Source organism: [Empedobacter] haloabium, from assembly GCA_008011715.2.
Lineage (GTDB): Bacteria > Pseudomonadota > Gammaproteobacteria > Burkholderiales > Burkholderiaceae_D > Rugamonas > Rugamonas haloabia.
In genome coordinates this window covers 5,793,919-5,812,360 of record CP136508.1, presented here as the reverse complement: position 1 = coordinate 5,812,360, position 18,442 = coordinate 5,793,919, and the positions used below count along the sequence as shown (strand labels likewise).

Here is an 18,442-nt window from a genome sequence, read left to right as displayed (position 1 = left end):
CATGATGTTCAAACCGACGACCGCTCTGCTCACGGTCATCCTGCTGGCTTGCGCCGGCTGCCAGGCGATACCGACGACCCCGCAGTGGGACGCGCGGTTCGGTGCCGCCACCCGCGCCGCGTTCGCGCAGCAGGTATTGAATCCCGATGCCGCGCGTGCGCGCACGACCGTGGACGGCATCGACGGCGCCAGCGCAGCGCTGGCGCAGCAGCGCTACCGCAAGTCGTTCGCCGAGCCGCCGGCGCCGGCCGTGTTCACGATCGGCGTGAGCGGGACCAAATGAACACGCCAAGCCACCGCCAGCGCGGCGCCATCGCGTTGATGTACGCGCTGCTGCTGCCCGTGATGATCGGCTGCGTGGGCCTGGCGCTCGACCTTGGCCTGCTGTACCTGCGCACGACGCAGTTGCAGAACGCGGCCGACAGCATCGCCATCGCGGCCGCCGTCAAGCTGGACGGAACCAGCACCGGCATCGCGCAGGCCGTGCTGCGCGCCAGCCAGATCGCCCGTTCGCTGAACATCAACCTCGCCACGCCGCTGGAGTGGCGCAGCGCCGCGTTGCGCTTCGGCCCGACCCCGGATGGCGCCGACTGGCGCAGCGCCAGCGCGGCAGCGGGCGACGCGGCCAATATGCGCTATGTGCGCGTCGACCTGGCCGACCTGGACGAGCAGATGAACGTGATGCGTCCGGTGCTGATGGGCGTGGTCGGGGGAAGCATCGCGGTGGACGTGGCGCCCGTGGCGGTGGCCGGACCGACCGCGCTGCGGGTCGCGCCGCTGGCGATCTGCGCGTTGAGCACCAGCGCTTCGGCGACGCGCAGCAATGCCGGTAGCCCCGGCGTTACCGAGACCGTGCGCTACGGCCTGCGCCCAGGCATCGGCTACAACCTGCTGGACCTGAATCCGAACGGCGTCACGCCGCTGTACTACCTGTTCGATCCGGTACATCCGCCCACGAGCGGCTCGCACGCCGGCGCCACGGTCTCGTTCGACGACAATACCGTGGCGCCATTCATGTGCAGCGGGACGCTCGCGTACACCGCCATCGGCAGCGGATTCCCCTACCTGCGCAGGCCAGCCTCGTTCGACTTCTGGCGCCAGCTCAATTCCCGCTTCGGCCAGGTCCCGGTCTGCAACCTCGCCAGCGCGCCACCGGATACCAATGTGCGCGAGTACGTCGGCGAGAATGCCAACTGGATGACCACTCGCCCGGTGCGTGCCTACGCCCAGCGCACGACGGTCGGCGGCAAGCTCCGCACCATCGCCGACCTGCCGTGGACCGCCGCGACGGTGAATACGCCCGATGCGGACTACGGCACGCGCTGGGCGTACAACGTGCCGCGCGGCCAGAGCGCCGGCAATTTTGCCAGCTTGTATCCGTCCACGCCGGCCAACTCGGTATCGATGCCGCTGGACGCGCCCTACGTAACGCCCGGCTATGTCACCGCACCGACGCAGCCGGGGCGCCCGAACCGGCGGCTGCTGCATGTGCCGCTGCTGAACTGCCCCGCCAGCGGCGGCGCCGAGCCGAACGTGCTTGCCATCGGCCGCTTCCTGCTGACCGCGCCGGCCAGCGCGACCGAGATACCGGCGGAATTCGTGGGTGTCGTCAGCGAGGCGGCGCTGGGCACCGCGATAGGACTGTACCGATGAATGCGCGCCGCAAGGAACGCGGGGTCGCGGCGGTCGAAGCGGCCCTGCTGATGAGCTTGACGGCCTTGTTGCTGCTGCCGGGCATGCTGTACGTGGGCCGCATGACCTGGCATGCGACCGCGCTGCACAAGGCCGTCTACGGCGCCAGCCGGATCATCGCCGCGCTGCCGCAGGAGGCGATGGTGCAGTACGGCGCCAGCGCACGCCTGAACGCCGATGCCGACGCCTATGTGCGCCAGGCCGCGCGCGATGCCGGAATCGACATGCCGCCCGCGACCGGCATGACCGGGGTCCGCTGCGACAACGTCAACTGCGGCGCCTGGCTGCCGCAGGACGTGACCGTCGACGCGGCGGTGCATTTCTCGTCCACGCTGCGTGCGCCTGGCTGGTACGAACTGGCGACACCGAACGTCAACATGGCGGTCCACTATACGGTGAGCTATGCGCCCTGACCGCCGCCATTGCCGCCAGCGCGGCGCCGTCGTCATCGAACTGGCCCTGGTGTTGGGTGTGTTCCTGCTGCTGGCGTTTAGCACGATCGAGGTCGCCCGCCTGATGTACGTGTTCAATACGGCGCAGGAGATCACCCGCCGTGCCGCGCGGGCGGCCGCGTTGACCGATTTTTCGACGGACACCGCGATGGCGGCGCTGCGCAGCCACGCGCTGTTCCGTACCGGCGCCGGCCCCCTGCCGCTCGTGTCGAACCTGACCACCGACAACGTGCGCATCGAATACCTGTCGATGGACGCCAGCGGCGCGCTGGTGCCGCTGGCGACACTGCCGGCCTGCCCGCTGCAAAACGTCGTGAACTGCACGGAAAACCCGAACGGCGCCGCCTGCATCCGCTTCGTGCGCGCCAGTATCTGCGCCAGCGGCGGCAGCGGCTGCACGCCGCTGCCGTACCGCACCCTGACGGGCTTCGGGCCCGGCATGGCGCAGCTGACCGTGCCGACCGCCGTCACGGTCGTGAAAGCGGAATCGCTCGGCTTCCGGCCGGGCATGACCTGCCTGTGATCCAACGGACATGAGGACCATGCGATGAAAGCACTGATGATCAGCAAGGACAGCCTGCTGCACGCGGAACTGGCGGCGCAGGGTTCGGCGCGGCTGCCGGCCGTGCAACTGGTGGCGTCGCGCCAGGGGCTGCGCGATGCGGTGGACCGCCCGGTCGCCGACGGCCCGGATTTGGTGATCCTGGACGCCGGGGACGTCGACGCGGCCGAATGGGAGCTGGTGGACCGGCTGGCGCGCCAGTATCCCGGCGCCACCTTCATGCTGCTGACGCGCGAAGCGCAGCAGGAGCTGTTGATCCGCGCCATGCGTGCCGGCATGCGCGAGGTGCTGCAGCTGCCCCTGGTGCACCGCGCCTTCCACGAGGCGATGGACCGCATCGAGATCGAGGCGGGCGTGACGCGCATGCGCGACGGCAAGGTACTGGCCTTCATCGCCTGCAAGGGCGGCAGCGGTGCCACGTTCCTGGCGACGAACTTCGGCTATGCGCTGGCCGCGCTGGCCGAGAAGAAGGTGCTGCTGATCGACCTGCATGGCCAGTTCGGCGACGCCACCCTGTACGTCTCTGACCAGAAGCCGAGCATGACGCTGTCCGACATCTGCGGCCAGATCGGCCGCATGGACGGTGCCTTCCTCGAATCGTGCCTGGTGCACGTGGCGCCCGGCTTCGGCGTGCTGGCAGCGGCCGACGACCCGGCGCAGTCGGTCGACATGAAGCCCGAGCACATGGACGTCATCCTGCGGGTGGCGCGCCAGCACTACGACTTCGTCGTGCTGGACGTGGGGCGGCAGATCGACGCGCTGTCGCTGCGCGCGCTCGACAGCGCCGACACCATCTATCCGGTGCTGCAGCTGGCCCTGCCGGACATCCGCGACGGGCGCCGCCTGATCGACATCTTCCGTTCGCTCGGCTATCCGGCCGAGCGCACCCGCCTGATCGTCAACCGCTACGAGAAGGGCGGCAAATTGCGCCTGGCGGACCTGGAACACGCACTGGGCGCGGACGTCGTGCACACGGTGCCGAACGACTACCTGTCGGCCACCGATTCGGTCAACCAGGGCATTCCCGTGCTGCAGCTGTCGCGCAGCAGCCCGGTGGCGCGCAGCCTGGCCGAGCTGGTCGAACTGGTGACGGAGCGTCGCGTATCGGAAACCAAGGGCCTGTTCGACCGACTGTTCGGCCGCAGCCCCGCCGAACAATAGGAGAGCAACGATGAGCCTACGCGAACGCCTGGCACTGGCCGACGACCCCCGCGGCCACGCCATCAGCCTGCCGGCCCAGTCGCAGGCGGCCTACCAGGACCTGAAGCGCACGATGCATCAGCTGATCCTGGACCGCATCGACCTGGAACGCCTGAAGCGCCTCACGCCGGAACAGTTCAAGCACGAGCTGGCGTTGCTGGTCCAGCGCATCATCGAGGACGAGCGCATCGTGCTGAACCAGAGCGAGCGCCACCACCTGGTGCTCGACATCCAGCACGAGATGCTGGGCTTCGGACCGCTCGAGCCGCTGCTGGCCGACGCGGGCGTGTCCGACATCCTCGTCAACACCTGCAGCAAGGTGTACGTGGAGCGGGGCGGCCGCCTCGAACTGACCGAGGTCACGTTCAACGACAACGCCCATCTGATGAAAATCATCGAGAAGATCGTCTCGCGGGTGGGCCGGCGCATCGACGAGTCGAGCCCGATGGTGGACGCGCGCCTGCCGGACGGCTCGCGCGTCAACGCGATCATTCCGCCGCTGGCGGTGGACGGTCCGATCCTGTCGATCCGCCGCTTCTCGGCCAACCCGCTGACGATGGCCAACCTGATCGAGTACAAGAGCCTGACGCCACCGATGCTGCAGGTGTTGCAGGCGCTGGGCCATGCCAAGATCAACATCCTGATCTCGGGCGGTACGGGCAGCGGCAAGACGACGCTGCTGAACGTGCTGTCCGGCTTCATCCCGCCCAGCGAGCGTATCGTCACGATCGAGGATGCGGCCGAGCTGCAGATGCGCCAGCCGCACGTGGTGCGCCTGGAGACGCGGCCGCCCAATATCGAGGGCAAGGGCGAGGTGAACCAGCGCGCGCTGGTGCGCAACGCGCTGCGCATGCGGCCCGACCGCATCATCCTGGGCGAAGTGCGCGGACCGGAGGCGCTCGACATGCTGCAGGCGATGAACACGGGCCACGAGGGCTCGCTGGCCACGGTCCACTCGAACACGCCGCGCGACGCGCTGGCGCGGCTGGAAAACATGGTCGGCATGGCCGGCGTCAACCTGACGCCGCGCGCGACACGCCAGCAGATCAGCTCCGCCGTCACGGTGGTCATGCAGGTGTCGCGCCTGACCGACGGCGCGCGCAAGCTGGTCAGCCTGCAGGAAGTCACCGGCATGGAGGGCGACGTCATCGCGATGCAGGAGATCTTCCGCTTCGAGCAGACCGGCGTGGACGCCCATGGCAAGGTGCAGGGCCACTTTTTCGCGACCGGCGTGCGGCCGCGCTTCGCCGACCGCCTGCGCCTGTTCGGCGTGCCGGTGCCGGACAGCGTGTTCGATCCGGACCGCGTGTTCGAATAGGGAGACGCGATGGACCTGGTATTCGCCGCCTTTGCCGTCCTGCTGTTCGCCGCCGTGATCTTCATAGTCGAAGGCGCGTGGCTGTGGTGGACGACTAGCCATGGCAAAAGCGCCCGCCGCATCGCCCACCGGCTCGACATGATGGCCGGGCGCGGCCCGGGGGCCGAGCGGATCAGCATCCTGAAGCAGCGCCGCTACGCCGCCTCGCCATGGCTGGACCGCTGGCTGAACCGGGTACCGCGGCTGGCGGCGCTGGACCGGCTGCTGCTGCAGTCCGGCCTGGGATGGCAGGTCGGGCAGTTCCTGGGCGGTGCGCTGCTGCTGATGGTCGTTACGCTGGCACTCTTGCCCGGCTTGCCGGTACCGCTGCTGCCGGCGTTGCTGCTGCTGGTGCTGGCGGCGGCGGCTCCCTACGGCGTGCTGCTGCGCGCCCGTGCGGCGCGCCTGAAGAAGATCGAAGCCCAGCTGCCGGAAGCCGCCGACTTCCTGGCGCGCGCGTTGCGCGCGGGTCACTCGTTCGCCAACGTGCTGAAAATGGTGGGCGACGAACTATCCGACCCGATCGGCGGCGAATTCAAGGCGACGTACGAGGAGATCAACTACGGCGTGCCGATGAACGAGGCGCTGCACAACCTGGGCACGCGCATTCCGTTGACGGACCTGCGCTACCTGGTGCTGGCGGTATTGATCCAGCGCGAATCGGGTGGCAACCTGGCGGAGTTACTGGCCAATATCGGCCGCCTCACGCGCGCGCGCCTGAAGCTGCTGGCGCAGGTGCGCGTGCTGTCGGCCGAAGGGCGCATGTCGGCGTGGATCCTGGCGCTGCTGCCGGTGGGGATGCTGGCGATATCGTCGGCTACCAACTATGGCTACGTCAGCATCTTGTGGACCACGGCGACCGGCCGGAATCTGCTGTGGTCGGCCGCCGGCTCGACCCTGTTCGGCATCCTATGGATGCGTAACCTGATCAGGATACGGATATGAACGGTGCCCAGCTGTTGTTCCTGCTGATCGTCTTCCTCGTCGTCGTCGGGCTCGCGCTCGCCGCCATGGCGTTGTTCGCGCCCGCCGCGCTGCGCGAGCGGCTGCGCTCGTTCCGCGCCACGGCCCAGGAGGCGCAGCCGGCCGAAGGCGCCCAGTGGATCGAGCGCGTCGCGCGGGCCGCGCAGCCGTTCACCAAGTTGTCGCTGCCGGAGGAGGGCTGGGAGCGCTCGCCACTGCGCACGAAGTTCATCAATGCCGGCTGGCGCCATGCGCACGCGCCCACGCTGTACTTCGCCGCCAAAACGGTCCTGGCGCTGGGACTGCCGGCATTGCTGGCCGTGGTGCTGGTCGCGGCGCCCGCGGGCGTGCCGCAGAACGGCTTGCTGGCCGTGCTGTTTGCCGGCGCGGCCTTCGGCTACTATCTGCCGAACGCGCTGCTGACGCGTACGGCCAGCCGGCGCTGCCGCGACATCTTCGAGAACATTCCGGACGCGCTCGACCTGCTGACCGTCTGCGTCGAGGCCGGACTGTCCATGGAGCGCGGGCTGACCAAGGTGGCGGCCGAGGTGCACGTCAAGAGCGAGGTGCTGGCGCAGGAATTGCAGCTGGTGCTGATGGAAATGCGTGCCGGCTTCAGCAAGGAGCGGGCACTGCGCAACTTCGCGCTGCGCACGGGCGTGGAGGACGTCGACACGCTGGTGGCGATGCTGATCCAGTCGGAGCGCTTCGGCACCAGCATGGGTGACTCGCTGCGGATCCACTCGGACAATCTGCGCCAGAAGCGCAGCCTGCTGGCGGAGGAGGCGGCGGCCAAGGTGTCGCTGAAGCTGATGTTCCCGCTGATCTTCTGCATCTTCCCCACGCTGCTGATCGTGCTGATGGGACCGGCCGCGATCCACATGGCGCAGGAAGTGCTGCCGATGATGAACGGGCACTGAACAATCGACGGGGGCGAGCGATGAAGACGACGAGCCGGATCGTGAGCGCGGCCTGTGCCGCCTGCACGGGTGCGGTGCTGCTGGCCTGTGGCATGCCGCGCCAGCCTGACCCGGCACCGGTGCCTGCACCGGCGCCGGTGCCGCTGGACAGTGCGGATACCCTGTATGCGCTGGGCCGCGGCGCGCATGCGGCACGGCAGCCGCAACGCGCCCGTACCGCGTACGAGGACGCACTACGGCGTGATCCGGCCCATCGGGGCGCCGCCAACGGCATGGCCGTGCTACTGGCGGAAACGGGTGACCTGAACGGCGCGATCGGGCGCTGGCGCGCGCTGCTGGCCGCGCAGCCGCAACCTTCCAGCGCCGAGCAGGCTTTCCTGCTGGGGAACCTGGGCTATGCGCTGTACCTGCAGGGGGCGCGCGACGAGGCCGTAGCAGCGCTGGAAAAGGCCTGCGTGCTCGACCCGCTGCAGCCGCTGGCCTGGGAACACCTGGCCGCCGTGCTGGAGACCGCGGGGCAGACCGAACGCGCGCTGCGCATGATGAAGCAGGCCCGTACCTTGCGCGACCACGACCTGCGCCGGGACTACGCGGTGGCGGGCAGCACCTCGGCGCACGCGGCGCCGGAACCAATCGCGCCGGCGCCCAGCTTGTGGCCGGCGGACCTGGCGCGCACGGAAGTGCATCCGGCCGGCGCGGCAGTGGTGGAGGTGCGACGGGTGGAAGCAGCCGTGGCGCCGGCGCGCGGTCCGGCGCTTGCCCGGTCCGGCCTGCGGCTGGAGATCAGCAATGGCAACGGCGTGCCCGGCATGGCGGCCGCCTGGGCGCGCGACGAGCGGATCAGGTCACTGCGGTGGAATGCGGTGCGGCTGACCAATACCCGGCCGTTCGGTGTGCGCGTCACGCGCATCGAATATGGCAACGGCGGCGCAGCCGTGGCTCAGGTATTGTCGCAGCGGCTCGGCTTGACCTTGCCGCAGCCAGTGCAGGGTGCCGGCGGCGCGGACCTGCGTATCGTGCTGGGACACGACCGGCGGCCGGCACAGGCGCCGGCCGCACCCTAGCGGCGCAGGGCCGTCACTGCCACTTCACATGACCCAGCCCGCGCGCGCTGGCGTTGCGGGTGGCCGGCTTGCCGTACACGGTTGCCGAACCGAGGCCGGACAGGCGCAGGTTGGCCGCCGATTTCGCGTAGACAGTGGCGCCGCCCAGGCCCGTCATGTCGAGGTTCACGCTGTCCGCCTGCAGCTGTTGCGCGTCGAGGCTGCCGGCGCCGCCCAGGCGCGCATGCAGGTCGCGGCTCTGCCCACTGACGACCATCTGGCCGGCGCCGCGCAGGTTCAGGTCCACGCGCTCGGCGTGGCCGGCATTGATCGTCATGCTGCCGGCACCATTCAGGTGCGCATCGAGGTTGCGGTATTGACCCGCCAGCCGTACCGCGCCGGCACCGTCGAGTGCCACGCGCAGCTGTTCGCCCTTGAAGCCCTGCACGTCGGCGCTGCCGACACCGGCACTGACGACTTCGGCCAGGTTCGGCAGCGTCAGCTCCGCGCGCAGGTTGGGGCGGCTCATCTGGATGCCCTTCAGGTCGGTACCGATGCGCAGCGTGTCGCCGCTCTGCGTGACCACGACCTTCGGCAGGTAGCGCCTGTCGCCGCTGATCGTCAGCGCCGCGCTGGCGCCCTGGCGCAGCTGCAGGTCGATCACACCGTCCAGCACCACCTTGACGGCGCGGCCATCCACGGCGCGCGCTTCGCTCGCATTGTCCTGCGCCTGCACGGTGCCGGCCGCGCACAAGGCCACCGCCAGCATCGTTGCGTTGACAAATTTTTGCATCGGCTCTCTCCGTCGGTCAGGTCGTCAGGATCGATTACAGCGCGGCTTTTTCCGCAGCCGTCAGGCGCTTGGCGGTGACGACGACGACCGGCATGTCCTGCTGCGCCTTGGTGGCGACGGTGGCGATGGCGGGGGCATGCGCACGCTGCAGCTTCGGCACGGCCGCCGTCGCGATGCTGGTGGCGCCGATGATGACGAGGGCGGAAACGAAGATGGCTTCCATGTTTTTGGCGATGTTCATGATGCGCTCCTTGAGGTGTCGGGTGGGTGTTTCGTTCTGCGATGGTTGAACTATAGAGACCCGCTGCAGCCGACACCATCGGCGTGCGATGAACTGCAAATTCGGCGGCCTGAAATGCGGCCAGGGGCACGTGAAGCCTGCGTGCGCCTGGCCATACGGCTCAGCCGATCAGGGCGGCGATGGCCTCGCCCATCTGCGTGGTGTTGGCGCTGCCGCCCATGTCCGGCGTGCGCGGGCCCTCGACCAGCACGCGCTCGATCGCGGCCATGATCGCGTCGTGCGCGGCGCGGTAGGCGGCGTCGCCATTGCCGAGGAAATCCAGCATCATCGCACCGCTCCACACCATCGCGACGGGGTTGGCGATGTTCCTGCCGTGGATGTCCGGCGCGGAGCCGTGCACCGGCTCGAACAGCGACGGAAAGGTGCGCTCGGGATTCAGGTTGCCGGAGGGCGCGATGCCGATGGTGCCCGTGCAGGCGGGGCCGAGGTCGGACAGGATGTCGCCGAACAGGTTCGACGCCACCACCACGTCGAAGCGCTCGGGGCTCAGCACGAAGCGGGCGCACAGGATGTCGATGTGGTACTTGTCCCACTTCACGTCGGGGTAGGCGGGTGCCAGCGCTGCCACCCGTTCGTCCCAGTACGGCATGCTGATCGAGATGCCGTTCGACTTGGTGGCCGAGGTCAGGTGTTTTTTCGGGCGCGATTGCGCCAGCTCGAACGCGTACTTCAGGATGCGATCCGTGCCATGGCGGGTGAACACCGCTTCCTGCAGCACCGTCTCGCGCTCGGTGCCGGCGAAGATGCGGCCACCGACGGACGAGTATTCGCCCTCCGTGTTCTCGCGTACGACATAAAAATCGATGTCGCCCGGCTGCTTGCCGGCCAGCGGGCAAGGCACGCCCGGCATCAGGCGCACGGGGCGCAGGTTGACGTACTGGTCGAACTGGCGGCGAAACTGCAGCAGCGAACCCCACAGCGAGATATGGTCCGGCACCAGGTCCGGCATGCCGACGGCGCCGAAGTAGATCGCGTCGAAATCCTTCAATTGCTGGAACCAGTCGTCCGGCATCATCTTCCCGTGCTGGAGATAGTGGTCGCAATGGGCCCAGTCGAACGTGGTGAATTCGAGGGGCAGGTTGAAGCGGCGGGCCGCGGCCTGCACCGCGCGCAGGCCCTCGGGCATGACTTCCTTGCCGATGCCGTCGCCGGCGATGACTGCGATGCGTTGGGTTTTCATGGGCATGTCCTCCTGTGCGCACAGCATAGCGCTTGACGGGATGGATATAATCGAGCGATTCGTGACTCGACTTTCCACACTTCGTGAAAAATGCGCCCTTGCTGGAAGACCTGGAGCTGTTCTGCGCCGTCGTGCGCCACCGCAGTTTCACGGCGACGGCACGCGCGCTGGGTGTCTCGAACGCCTATGTCAGCAAGCGCGTTGCGGTTTTGGAGACAACCCTGGCGGTGCGTCTGCTGCACCGCACCACGCGTACCGTCGCGCTGACGGAGCAGGGCCAGGTGGTGCATGGCTGGGCGCTGCGCATCCTGGAAGACGTGCAGCAGCTCGGGGAGGCGGTATCGGCGGAACGGCAGGAACCGGTCGGCCTGCTGCGCATCTGCACGAGCTCGGGCTTCGGGCGCAACCGCGTGTCGCCGGCGCTGTCCGCGCTGGCATTGCGCTATCCGGCGCTGGAGATTCAGCTGGAGCTGCTCGATCGCGCCGTCGACCTGATCGCCGAGGAGTTCCACCTCGATATCCGCGTGGGCCAGGCGGACGAGCCCCACCTGATCTCGCGCCGCATCGCGGCCAATGCGCGCGTGCTGTGCGCGGCGCCGGCCTATCTCGAACGGCATGGCACGCCGCAAACGCTGGCGGCGCTGGCGGCGCACCGCTGCATCGTGATTCGCGAGCGCCATGGCGATTTTGGCCGCTGGGTGCTGCGCGGACCGCGCGGCGAGGAAAGCGTGAAAGTCAGCGGGCCGCTGTCGGCCAGCAACGGGGAGGTGGTGCACCAGTGGGCGCTGGACGGACATGGCATCATCCTGCGCTCGCTATGGGACGTGGCGCCGGCGTTGGCGCGGGGCGATCTGGTGCGGCTGCTGCCGGATTACGCGCAGCCGGCCGACGTGTATGCGGTGTATCCGTCGCGCTTGTCGGCTTCGGCGAAGGTGCGGGTTTGTACCGAGTTTATCGAGGCATATTTGGCGTAGACCCCGATGGGTTATGCAGCTTCTTCCTCTTCCACCTTTGCCGCCCGCATCCACTGCACCAGCGGATACGCATCCTTGAACCCGGCCGCGATCAGCGGCAGCAGGGCGTCCGGGTCGTTCAGGTCCAGGTCCACGTCGGTCCAGACGAAGAAGCTCTTCAGCTTGATGAATTCGATGTGCTCGTGCTCCGGATCGAAGCCCTTGGGCGGGCGTTGCAGCTTGCCTTCGTCCTGGATCGTGCCGTAGCGCGCCTTCAGCGCCTTGTTGTTCAAGACCTTGCGGAAGCCCGCCGCGTCTTCCACCATGTGGCGGCGCAGCGCGCGCAGGCGGTGCGGCGGCGGCATGTATTCGCCGGCGCCGAACTGCAGCTGGCCTTCGCCGTTCAGCTGGAAGTAGTAGGTGGGACCGCCGGCCATGCTGGGGCGGCGCATGTCGTTCGGCGCCACGGCCGCCGAGAACGTCGTCTTGTAGGGCCGCTTGTCGTGGGCGAAGCGCACGTCGCGGTTGATGCGAAACATCGCCTTCTTCGGGTTGCAGAACTTGACGGCAGGGTCGAACTTGCCCAGCTCGCCGATCACCGCCGTCACCAGGGCGAGGAATTCCTCGCGCAGGATGTCGTAGCGGGGCTTGTTCATGATGAACCAGGGACGGTTGTTGTTCTCGGCCAGCTCTTGCAGGTAGCCGTTCAGGTCGCGCAGATGCATAGGTACTCGTTATTTTTTCGGGACGGGGCGTTTGCCCACGGTGATGGCCAGCTCGGCCTCGCGGTTCTTGCGCAGCACGCGCATTTTCGCCGTGCCGCCCGGCTCCAGCTGGGCGATCAGGTTCAGCATCTCGGTCGTGTCGCGCACGGGTTTGCCTTCGACGGAGAGCAGGATGTCGCCCGGCTTCATGCCGCCCTTGTCGGCAGGGCCGTTGCGCACCACGCCGGCGATGATGGCGCCGCTGTCGCGCTGCAGGCCGAAGCTCTGCGCCAGTTCCGGCGTGATCTCCTGCGATTCGACGCCTATCCAGCCGCGCACCACGTGGCCGCTCTTGATGATCGACTCCATCACTGTTTTTGCCGTCGTGACCGGGATGGCGAAGCCGATGCCGACCGAGCCGCCGGTTTGCGAATAAATCGCGGAGTTAATGCCCAGCAGGTTGCCGTTGGTGTCGATCAGGGCGCCGCCGGAGTTGCCGAAGTTGATCGCCGCATCCGTCTGGATGAAGTTCTCGAAGTGGTTGATGTGCAGGTTGTTGCGGCCCAGGGCGGAGATGATGCCCATCGTGACCGTCTGGCCCACGCCGAACGGGTTGCCGATCGCCAGCACCACGTCGCCTACCTTGGCCTGGTCGGCATGGCCCAACACGATGGCGGGCAGGCGGTCCAGGTCGATCTTGATGACGGCCAGGTCCGTTTCGGGGTCCGTGCCGACCAGCCGGGCGGCCGACTGGCGGCCGTCGGCCAGCACGACCTCGATCTCGTCCGCGCCCTCGATCACGTGGTAGTTGGTCAATATGTAGCCGTCCGGGCTGACGATGACGCCCGAGCCCAGGCTGTTCTGGTCGTCCTCTTCCTCGTCACCGCCTTCGCGGTCGCCGAAGAAGCGCTTGAAGTACGGGTCGCGCAGCAGAGGATGCTTGCGTGGCAGCGCCTTCGAGGTGAGGATGTTGACCACGGCCGGCATGGCGCGGCCCGCCGCGGTGCGGAAGGAACCGGGCGTGGGCGCGGGTGCCGCCACGGTGGCGACGGCCGGTTGCGACGGCGTGCCCAGCTGCTGCACGGTGCCGGGGCGCGCGCGCCAGCCGGGCTGCACGGCGTAATACACGAAATACAGTGCCAGGACGATGGTCACCGTTTGCGCAAACAATAACCAGAGTCGTCGCATTGGTTGGTTCAGAGAAGGTCGGAGGCTCTATTTTCGCAGGGAGTCGCGGATTTCGCGCAGCAGCACGATATCTTCCGACGGCGGTGCCGGATCGGCCGGCTTGGCAGGTTCCTCCAGTTTGGCGCGCGCCTTATGCACCAGGCGTACCATCTGGAAGATGACGAAGGCGAGGATCAGGAAATTGAGCAGGATCGTCAGGAAGTTGCCGTACGCCAGCACCGCACCCAGCTTCTTGGCTTCCACCAGGCTCAGGTTCGGGTCTTGGTTGTTGAGCGGGACATAGTAATTGGCAAAATCGAGGCCGCCGATCAGCTTGCCGATGGGCGGCATGATGATGTCCTGCACCAGCGAATCGACAATCTTGCTGAACGCCGCGCCGATGATCACGCCGACGGCCAAGTCGATGACGTTGCCGCGCATCGCAAACGATTTAAATTCCTGCATCATGCCCATGGGCTTCTCCTGTGTTGGTACGGCCAGATCATACTGTTTTTTCAATCTTGCGCCAAAACGCGGCCATTCGCGCTTTACTGTCCAGCCTGTGTCCACCTCGGGGTCAGTCACCAAAGTGGGACACGAGCGCGGCAGTCGGGGCGGGACGGAAATTGTCTAGTCACTCTGGGCTAGTGCGGAGCATGTTTCCCTTCCTGTATAAGGCTTTCTGCGGTGCACTGCACCATGGCGAGGACTTACGTACTATGCAACGTTTCGCTTTAATAAGTGATTCCCTTCACTTATAATTTTATGTTGCAAGATGGTCTGTTGTCGCTTATCAAAGATTCGAATTTTTATAAGATTGGGGTTTGTATGAGCATCGAGAAGCAGGTCGATCCCAGCCGGCGAGGCTTGTTGGTCGCAACATGTGCGGCAGGCGGCGTCGTGGGTCTGGGCACAGCAGGTACACTGGTCAGCACCTTCCAGCCCTCGGAGCGGGCCAAGGCGGCCGGGGCTCCGGTCGAAGTTGACATCTCCACCTTGCAGCCCGGGGAAATGCGCACCGTCGAATGGCGCGGCAAGCCCGTGTGGATCCTGAAACGCACGCCGGAAATGCTGGCCTCGCTGCCCAAGCTGGACAACCAGGTGGCCGATCCGAAGTCCGAGCGCAATCCGGACGAATTCACCCCCGAATACTGCGTCAACGAGCACCGCTCGCGCAAACCCGAAATCCTCGTCGCCGTCGGCATCTGCACCCACCTGGGCTGCTCGCCGTCGACCAAGTTCGTGCCCGGCCCGCAGCCTTCGCTGCCGGACGACTGGGCCGGCGGCTTCCTCTGCCCCTGCCACGGTTCCACCTTCGACATCGCCGGCCGCGTCTTCAAGAACAAGCCGGCGCCGGACAACCTGGTGGTGCCACGGCACATGTACCTGAGCGATACCAAGATCCTGATCGGCAAAGACGAGAAAGGCGAGGCATAACATGGGGGCATTCAAGGAGACGAAATTCCCGGCCGACGCACCGGCGGCGCAAAAAGCGCTGGGCTGGGTCGACGACCGCTTTCCGCTGACGAAACTGTGGAACGACCAATGGGGCCGTTACTATGCCCCGAAAAACTTCAATTACTGGTACATCTTCGGCTCGCTGGCCATGTTCGTGCTGGTGCTGCAGATCGTCACCGGCATCTTCCTGACGATGCACTACAAGCCGGATGCCAACCTGGCCTTCGGCTCCGTCGAATACATCATGCGTGAGGTGCCGTGGGGCTGGCTGGTGCGCTACATGCACTCGACCGGCGCCTCCGCGTTCTTCATCGTCGTCTACCTGCACATGACGCGCGCCCTGCTGTACGGTTCGTACCGCAAGCCGCGCGAGCTGATCTGGCTGTTCGGCTTTGCCATCTTCCTGTGCCTGATGGCCGAGGCATTCTTCGGCTACCTGCTGCCATGGGGCCAGATGTCGTACTGGGGCGCCCAGGTGATCGTCAACCTGTTCGGTGCCATTCCGCTGATCGGCCCGGACCTGTCGCTGTGGATTCGTGGCGACTACGTCGTCTCCGACGCCACCCTGAACCGCTTCTTCGCGTTCCACGTCATCGCCATCCCGCTGGTGCTGCTGGGCCTGGTCGCCGCCCATCTGATCGCCTTGCATGAAGTAGGCTCGTCCAACCCGGACGGCATCGAGGTCAAGGAAAACCTGGGTCCGGACGGCCATCCGGTCGACTCGATCCCGTCGCACCCGTACTACACGGTACACGACCTGTTCGGCGTATCGGTCTTCCTGCTGATCTTTTCGGCGGTCGTGTTCTTCGCGCCGGAAATGGGCGGTTATTTCCTGGAATATAACAACTTCCTGCCGGGCGACTCGCTGAAGACGCCGCTGCACATCGCGCCGACCTGGTATTTCACACCGTTCTATTCGGTACTGCGCGCCACCACCGCCGACTTCATGTGGGTGCTGATGGCGGCGGTTGCTGCCTATGTCGCCTTCCTGTGGCTGAAGTCGCGCCTGGCATTCACGACCAAGGCCGTGATTGCCGTCATCGCGCTGCTGGCAATTGTCGGCATGCTGCCGCAGGTGCTGGACGCGAAATTCTGGGGCGTCGTGTTCTTCGGTGGTTCCGTTGTCATCTTGGCATTCCTGCCATGGCTGGACCATTCGCCGGTGAAATCGATCCGTTACCGTCCGCAGTGGCACAAATACCTGTACACGCTGCTGGCGATCGCCTTCCTGGCACTGGGCTACCTGGGCACGCAGGCACCGAGCGTGATCGGCACGATCGTGTCGCAGGTGTGCACGCTGTATTACTTCGCGTTCTTCCTGCTGATGCCGTGGTGGAGTGAGATGGGCACGTTCAAGAAAGTGCCGGACCGCGTCACTTTCCACCCCCATTGAGCCCATCGAATCGCAAAGGATACGAAGAATGAATTTCCATAAGAAAATTCTTGCACTGCTGGCGCTGCTGCCCGCGCTGGCCTTCGCGAGCGAGGGCGGCCACCCGCTGGACCGGGCGCCGGACCGCTCGCACGACATGGCTGCCTTGCAAAATGGCGCCAAGTTGTTCGTCAATTACTGCCTGAACTGTCATAATGCGTCTTCGATGCGTTATAACCGCCTGCGCGACCTCGGCCTGTCGGAAGAGCAGATCAAGAACAATCTGCTGTTTACGGGCGAGAAAGTGGGCGAAATGATGACGACCGCCATGCCGGCCAAGGATGCCAAGGCCTGGTTTGGCGTGATTCCGCCCGACCTGTCCGTGATCGCCCGCGCGAAGGCGAGCCCGGCCGGTTCTGGCGGCGACTATCTGTATACGTACCTGCGTACCTTCTACAAGGACGACACGCGGCCGACCGGGTTCAACAACCTGGTGGTGCCGAACGTGGCCATGCCGCACGTGTTGTGGCAGATGCAAGGGATTCAGGGCGCAAAGATGGTAGAAGAGCAAGATCCGCATGACGCCGGCAAGAAGATCCACAAGTTTGCCGGCTTCGAGCAGATCACGCCTGGCACCATGAGCAAGCTGGAGTTCGACACCGCGGTGGCGGACCTGGTCGGCTACATGGAATGGATGGCGGAACCGGCCCAGCAGACGCGCAAGCGTCTGGGCGTCTGGGTGCTGCTGTTCATGACCGTATTCGTCTTCCTGGCCTGGCGATTGAACGCCTCGTACTGGAAAGAGGTCAAATAATTAGCGTTGTGCCGGCGGCTCGCAAGATCCGTCGGCACGGATTTTGCGCTGCCCGCCGCAAGCGGGTGGCCCAACTGGGGTGAACCGTTCACGGTCTCGCCCCCTTTGTTTCTAAGGAACTACCAAAATGATGGTTCTCTACTCGGGCACCACCTGCCCATTTTCCCAGCGCTGCCGTCTGGTTCTGTTCGAAAAAGGCATGGATTTCGAAGTGCGCGACGTCGACCTGTTCAACAAGCCGGAAGACATCTCGACGATGAACCCGTACGGCCAGGTGCCCATCCTCGTCGAACGTGAACTGATTTTGTACGAATCGAACATCATCAACGAATACATCGACGAGCGCTTCCCGCACCCGCAACTGATGCCGGCCGACCCGCTGATGCGCGCCCGCGCCCGCCTGATGCTGTTCAACTTCGAGAAAGAGCTGTTCGTCCATGTGCACACGCTGGAAAGCGAGCGCAACAAGACGAACGACAAGAGCCACGACAAGGCCCGCGCCGAAATCCGCGACCGCCTGACGACGCTGGCACCGCTGTTCCTGAAGAACAAGTACATGCTGGGTGACGAGTTCTCGATGCTGGACGTGGCCGTGGCCCCGCTGCTGTGGCGCCTGGACCACTACGGCATCGAACTGTCGAAGACGGCCGCGCCGCTGATGAAATACGCCGAGCGCATCTTCTCGCGCCCGGCCTATATCGAAGCGCTGACCCCGTCCGAGAAAGTGATGCGCCGTTGATCGGCGCTTTCGCGTAATCTCCGAAGTACCGGGGGCCGCCACCGCGGCCCCTGTTCATTACCGTTACCGCTCCGTCTTTATGTCCGAAATCTCCACCAAGCCCTACATGCTGCGCGCCATCTACGAATGGTGCACCGACAGCGGCTACACGCCCTACCTGGCCGTGAAGGTCGACTCGTCCACCACCGTGCCGATGGAATACGTCAAGAAGGGCGAAATCGTCCTCAACATCAGCTACGGCGCCACCTCGGGCCTGAAGATGGACAACGACAGCATCCGCTTCCACGCCCGTTTCGGTGGCGTCTCGCGCGAGATTTTCATCCCCGTCAACAACGTCATGGCGATCTACGCCAACGAAAACGGCCAGGGCATGGCGTTCGAGCCGCTGCTGGGCGCCAGCGCGCCGGCACCGTCGGCCCCGACCGCCGCGGAAGAGCCGGCTGCGCCGATCCTGTCGTCCGTACCGTCGCCTACGGCAGCACCGGCGCCCACGCTGGCACCCGCTCCGGCGCCGCGTCCCGTCGATGACGGCAACGGTCCGGAAGACGGTGGCGACGGGCCCAAAAAGGGTGGTCGTCCTACCCTGACGCGTATCAAATAGCGTATAATCCCGACCGCAAGGGACCGCGACAGCAGTCGTTCGTCCCGCCCAGTTACGCCGGCTTAGCTCATTTGGTAGAGCAGTTGATTTGTAATCATCAGGTGGCCAGTTCGAAACCGGCAGCCGGCACCAGAATGCGCAGAACAGGGAGTCATGAGCAACCATGGCTCC

At 66.0% G+C, this 18,442-nt stretch carries 21 protein-coding genes and 1 tRNA gene; 16 read left to right on the top strand and 6 right to left on the bottom strand.

All coding sequences use genetic code 11. The features are described 5' to 3' along the window. Window position 1 precedes the first annotated feature (1 nt). Genes E7V67_025295 through E7V67_025255 form a run of 9 tightly spaced genes read left to right on the top strand, consistent with a single transcriptional unit; the run spans window position 2 to window position 8,210 of the window. A complete protein-coding gene (locus E7V67_025295; GenBank protein ID WUR12966.1) occupies window positions 2-283 on the top strand; it encodes a hypothetical protein in 282 nt (93 codons plus the stop codon). Next, window positions 280-1,653, top strand: a complete 1,374-nt coding sequence (locus E7V67_025290; GenBank protein WUR12965.1) for a pilus assembly protein TadG-related protein — start codon at window positions 280-282, stop codon at window positions 1,651-1,653. The genes E7V67_025295 and E7V67_025290 overlap by 4 nt, the downstream gene beginning before the upstream one ends. Then, window positions 1,650-2,105 carry a pilus assembly protein gene (locus E7V67_025285; GenBank protein WUR12964.1) on the top strand — a complete coding sequence of 152 codons (456 nt, stop codon included), beginning with the start codon at window positions 1,650-1,652 and terminating at the stop codon, window positions 2,103-2,105. The genes E7V67_025290 and E7V67_025285 overlap by 4 nt, the downstream gene beginning before the upstream one ends. Beyond that, window positions 2,095-2,667, top strand: a complete 573-nt coding sequence (locus E7V67_025280) for a pilus assembly protein (protein ID WUR12963.1) — start codon at window positions 2,095-2,097, stop codon at window positions 2,665-2,667. The genes E7V67_025285 and E7V67_025280 overlap by 11 nt, the downstream gene beginning before the upstream one ends. Window positions 2,668-2,691: 24 nt before the next feature. Beyond that, entirely contained in the window at window positions 2,692-3,867 is a 1,176-nt protein-coding gene (locus E7V67_025275; GenBank protein ID WUR12962.1) for an AAA family ATPase, read from the top strand. Between the two features lie 10 nt (window positions 3,868-3,877). After that, window positions 3,878-5,224 (top strand): CpaF family protein, encoded by a 1,347-nt coding sequence (locus E7V67_025270; protein ID WUR12961.1) that lies wholly within the window; start codon window positions 3,878-3,880, stop codon window positions 5,222-5,224. Window positions 5,225-5,233: 9 nt separating this feature from the next. Then, entirely contained in the window at window positions 5,234-6,208 is a 975-nt protein-coding gene (locus tag E7V67_025265) for a type II secretion system F family protein (protein WUR12960.1), read from the top strand. Beyond that, a complete protein-coding gene (locus E7V67_025260; protein WUR12959.1) occupies window positions 6,205-7,146 on the top strand; it encodes a type II secretion system F family protein in 942 nt (313 codons plus the stop codon). Before E7V67_025265 ends, E7V67_025260 begins: the two co-directional genes overlap by 4 nt. 20 nt (window positions 7,147-7,166) lie before the next feature. Continuing rightward, window positions 7,167-8,210: a LytR C-terminal domain-containing protein gene (locus E7V67_025255; GenBank protein WUR12958.1), complete on the top strand. Its 1,044-nt coding sequence runs from the start codon at window positions 7,167-7,169 to the stop codon at window positions 8,208-8,210. A 13-nt stretch (window positions 8,211-8,223) separates the two neighbouring features. On the opposite strand, the gene E7V67_025250 is transcribed toward E7V67_025255, so the two are convergent. The 3 genes from E7V67_025250 to E7V67_025240 all read right to left on the bottom strand — a co-directional run bounded on the left by E7V67_025250 (window position 8,224) and on the right by E7V67_025240 (window position 10,463). Then, window positions 8,224-8,982 carry a DUF2807 domain-containing protein gene (locus tag E7V67_025250; protein WUR12957.1) on the bottom strand — a complete coding sequence of 253 codons (759 nt, stop codon included), beginning with the start codon at window positions 8,980-8,982 and terminating at the stop codon, window positions 8,224-8,226. 34 nt (window positions 8,983-9,016) lie between these two features. Then, window positions 9,017-9,223, bottom strand: a complete 207-nt coding sequence (locus tag E7V67_025245; protein WUR12956.1) for a hypothetical protein — start codon at window positions 9,221-9,223, stop codon at window positions 9,017-9,019. Window positions 9,224-9,383: 160 nt separating this feature from the next. After that, window positions 9,384-10,463 carry a tartrate dehydrogenase gene (locus E7V67_025240; protein ID WUR12955.1) on the bottom strand — a complete coding sequence of 360 codons (1,080 nt, stop codon included), beginning with the start codon at window positions 10,461-10,463 and terminating at the stop codon, window positions 9,384-9,386. A gap of 83 nt (window positions 10,464-10,546) precedes the next feature. Here E7V67_025240 and E7V67_025235 point away from each other — a divergent pair, with 83 nt between their 5' ends. After that, window positions 10,547-11,437, top strand: coding sequence for a LysR family transcriptional regulator (locus E7V67_025235; protein ID WUR12954.1), 891 nt, complete (start codon window positions 10,547-10,549; stop codon window positions 11,435-11,437). Window positions 11,438-11,448: 11 nt separating this feature from the next. Here E7V67_025235 and E7V67_025230 read toward each other — a convergent pair whose 3' ends face one another. The 3 genes from E7V67_025230 to mscL are packed head-to-tail and all read right to left on the bottom strand — an operon-like array spanning window position 11,449 to window position 13,761. Continuing rightward, a complete protein-coding gene (locus tag E7V67_025230) occupies window positions 11,449-12,141 on the bottom strand; it encodes a DUF2461 domain-containing protein (protein ID WUR12953.1) in 693 nt (230 codons plus the stop codon). Between the two features lie 9 nt (window positions 12,142-12,150). Then, entirely contained in the window at window positions 12,151-13,308 is a 1,158-nt protein-coding gene (locus tag E7V67_025225; GenBank protein WUR12952.1) for a Do family serine endopeptidase, read from the bottom strand. Window positions 13,309-13,335: 27 nt separating this feature from the next. Next, the gene (mscL, locus tag E7V67_025220; protein WUR16343.1) at window positions 13,336-13,761 is read right to left on the bottom strand and encodes a large conductance mechanosensitive channel protein MscL; all 426 of its coding nucleotides are present in this window, start codon (window positions 13,759-13,761) and stop codon (window positions 13,336-13,338) included. 354 nt (window positions 13,762-14,115) lie between these two features. Here mscL and petA point away from each other — a divergent pair, with 354 nt between their 5' ends. The 6 genes from petA (at window position 14,116) to E7V67_025190 (ending at window position 18,403) form a co-directional block, all read left to right on the top strand. Next, the gene (petA, locus tag E7V67_025215) at window positions 14,116-14,724 is read left to right on the top strand and encodes a ubiquinol-cytochrome c reductase iron-sulfur subunit (GenBank protein WUR12951.1); all 609 of its coding nucleotides are present in this window, start codon (window positions 14,116-14,118) and stop codon (window positions 14,722-14,724) included. 1 nt (window position 14,725) lies between these two features. Continuing rightward, window positions 14,726-16,138 carry a cytochrome bc complex cytochrome b subunit gene (locus E7V67_025210; GenBank protein WUR12950.1) on the top strand — a complete coding sequence of 471 codons (1,413 nt, stop codon included), beginning with the start codon at window positions 14,726-14,728 and terminating at the stop codon, window positions 16,136-16,138. Between the two features lie 28 nt (window positions 16,139-16,166). Then, window positions 16,167-16,931 (top strand): cytochrome c1, encoded by a 765-nt coding sequence (locus E7V67_025205; GenBank protein ID WUR12949.1) that lies wholly within the window; start codon window positions 16,167-16,169, stop codon window positions 16,929-16,931. Between the two features lie 127 nt (window positions 16,932-17,058). After that, window positions 17,059-17,670 carry a glutathione S-transferase N-terminal domain-containing protein gene (locus tag E7V67_025200; GenBank protein ID WUR12948.1) on the top strand — a complete coding sequence of 204 codons (612 nt, stop codon included), beginning with the start codon at window positions 17,059-17,061 and terminating at the stop codon, window positions 17,668-17,670. Window positions 17,671-17,749: 79 nt separating this feature from the next. Then, on the top strand, window positions 17,750-18,271 hold the full coding sequence (locus E7V67_025195) for a ClpXP protease specificity-enhancing factor (protein ID WUR12947.1): 522 nt from the start codon (window positions 17,750-17,752) through the stop codon (window positions 18,269-18,271). Between the two features lie 56 nt (window positions 18,272-18,327). Continuing rightward, window positions 18,328-18,403, top strand: a tRNA-Thr gene (locus E7V67_025190). The last annotated feature ends 39 nt before the right edge of the window (window positions 18,404-18,442 follow it).